Raw genomic sequence first — 2,256 nt, 5'->3', positions numbered from 1 at the left:
GTCTCGCCGAGGCGCTCGTCCACGGTGTCGCCGACTGGGCCCGCCGCGACGGAGCGACCGTCCTGACGCTGTGGGTCGTCGACGGCAACGAGTCCGGCCGCCGCCTCTACGAGCGGATCGGCTTCGAGCCCACCGGCGACGTGCAACCCTTCCCCGAGGGCGACCCGCGGACGGAGTCGAAGATGGCGCTGCGCCTGACCTGACAGCCGTGGCAGACCCGCGCGAGGGCGTGACCGCCGACGGTATGGTCGTCACGGGCGTGCGCCGCGACCGAGTGCCGTCCGTCTACGGGCCGGTCCTTGCGTACGTCCTGGGGCGGGTCGCCCCTGCCAGCGCCGCCCAGCGGGCGAGCGCGATCGCCAGGCCGGCGACCCAGAGCGCCAGGACCGCCACGCGCGCACGGCCGCGGCCGGACGCTGGGGGGAGATCGAGCCGTCGCTCGCGCCGGGCCTCGCGCGGCTTTTGACCCTGTGCGGCGACGGCGCCGACGTGTCCGCGGACGAGACCGCAGCGCTGCTGACCACCGGAGGTCTCGTCGAGACCGTGGCCGCCCGCTTCGCCACCGACATCGGACTCTGGCGCGACTAGACTCGGCCCGTGACGACGGACGAGGTCGAGGTCAGCGCCCTGGCGATCAACGTGGCCATCCCGGACGAGCTGCAGTGGACGGACAGGAGGCGGGAGGTGACCTTCCGGCTCACCACCCTCAACGTACGCCTGCTGACCGACGGCCGGCTTGCCGCCAAGGCCTACGGGCGGCCGGTCGACGGCGGCCGCGGCGCCTACACCTCGTTCCCGGTGCCCGACCGTCCCGAGCTGACCGGCCTCATCGGCGAGGCGGCGAAGGTCGCCGCGGAGCGCTGGCGGTCGGCGTACGCTCCGGAGCATGACGCCCGCTGAGGTCGACGCCCACCTGGCGACCCTGGAGGGTTGCCGCCACAAACCGCGCGGCTGGTACGTCGATCACCATCGCCTCGTCGCCCGGTTCACCGACCCGACGACGCTGCTCGTCCGGGTGCCGATCGAAAAGCGCGAGGAGCTGATCGAACGCTGGCCGGACGCGTTCGGCATCCCGCCGAGGCTGGAGGCGCACCACAAGATCGAGGTCTATCTCGATCGAGCTCCGGCAGAAGCCGTGCAGTCGGCGATCCTGCTCGCCTGGGAGTTCCAGCGCAAGTGACGTCGGATCAGCCGAGGAGGGCGTCGACGTCGATCGGGACCTCCACGGGGCCGTACGTCAGCGTCGCCGTCCCGCTCGTGTAGCGGCCGGTCTCCACGAAGTAGCCGTCCTCGAGGCGGTGGGTGAGGATGACGTGGTCACGAGGGTCGACGATCCAGTACGCCGGAGCACCCCACTGCGCGTAGCGGTTGAGCTTGCCGACCAGGTCGTCGCGCCGGTTGCTGGAGAGGATCTCGACCACAAGGTGCGGTGTGCTCGTCAACGTCCGTTCCTCGTCGGTCTGGACATGGACCATGAGGTCGGGGACGAGCTCCTCGCGCACGCCTCTCGGCGACCATCCCCATGCTTGGGTCACATCGGTGCCCGGAGCGAGATGGTGGCGGATCAGCGTCTGGAGATCGAACATGATGCGCTGGTGTTTGCGTCCTGGCGGTGCCATGGTGACGAGCGATCCTCCGTAGTACTCACCCGGGGTGTCCTCGAGGGCGAGATACTCGTCCCACGACATCGGCACGCGGGTGAGGTCGTCAGAGTGGCTGGCGATGCTCATCACACGCTCCCTTCTGGTGGTGATCGGATAGGTGGATTCGTCGTCCACCTCCAGTCTCGCTGATCCGTGGGAGCCGGTCCAGCACTAGGCCGGCTTGCGCCACATGGAGACGTGACTCGTGGAGTCGCTGGTGAACTCGGAGCGGTCCCAGCCGGCGTACCTCGCCTCCAGGGTCATCCCTGCCAGCCGCGCCATCAGGTCGAGCTCGGAGGGCCACACGAAGCGGAAGTTGTGTTGGCCGTAGCGGAAACGGCCGTCGGGCTCGCAGGTGTAGTGGTGCGAGACCGCCTGCTGGGTGACCAGGTCGTAGGTGTCGAAGCCGAGATGCGCGGGGGAGACGTCGAACGGGATCGCCGGGCTCCCCGGCGGGAGCCGCCGCAGCCCCGGCACGCCGACCTCGACCAGGAAGCGCCCGCCGGGCGCCAGGTGGCGGGCGGCATTGGCGAGCCTGTTCGGGATCACGAACCCGGTCGGGAGCTCGAGCGGCGGCGCCAGGATCGACTGGTCTCGGGTCTCGGGTTGCTCC

4 protein-coding genes and 1 pseudogene are annotated in these 2,256 nt (G+C 70.3%); 3 read left to right on the top strand and 2 right to left on the bottom strand.

Going from position 1 to position 2,256, the window contains the following annotated elements; all coding sequences use genetic code 11:
• The 3 genes from ACFVJS_RS27635 to ACFVJS_RS27625 all read left to right on the top strand — a co-directional run.
• On the top strand, positions 1 to 203 hold a 203-nt coding region (locus tag ACFVJS_RS27635), incomplete at its 5' end, for a GNAT family N-acetyltransferase (RefSeq protein WP_378886744.1).
• A 394-nt stretch (positions 204 to 597) separates the two neighbouring features.
• On the top strand, positions 598 to 900 hold the full coding sequence (locus ACFVJS_RS27630; RefSeq protein ID WP_378886743.1) for a hypothetical protein: 303 nt from the start codon (positions 598 to 600) through the stop codon (positions 898 to 900).
• Positions 887 to 1,180 (top strand): hypothetical protein, encoded by a 294-nt coding sequence (locus ACFVJS_RS27625; RefSeq protein WP_378886742.1) that lies wholly within the window; start codon positions 887 to 889, stop codon positions 1,178 to 1,180. Before ACFVJS_RS27630 ends, ACFVJS_RS27625 begins: the two co-directional genes overlap by 14 nt.
• 7 nt (positions 1,181 to 1,187) lie before the next feature.
• On the opposite strand, the gene ACFVJS_RS27620 is transcribed toward ACFVJS_RS27625, so the two are convergent.
• Positions 1,188 to 1,730, bottom strand: coding sequence for a Uma2 family endonuclease (locus ACFVJS_RS27620; RefSeq protein ID WP_378886741.1), 543 nt, complete (start codon positions 1,728 to 1,730; stop codon positions 1,188 to 1,190).
• Positions 1,731 to 1,814: 84 nt separating this feature from the next.
• Positions 1,815 to 2,256 (bottom strand): annotated as a pseudogene (locus ACFVJS_RS27615) (hypothetical protein); the annotation flags it as partial.

Source organism: Nocardioides sp. NPDC057772, assembly GCF_042798075.1.
Lineage (GTDB): Bacteria > Actinomycetota > Actinomycetes > Propionibacteriales > Nocardioidaceae > Nocardioides.
Note: the sequence above shows the minus strand (reverse complement) of the source record. Positions and strands in the feature narration are given on the sequence as shown.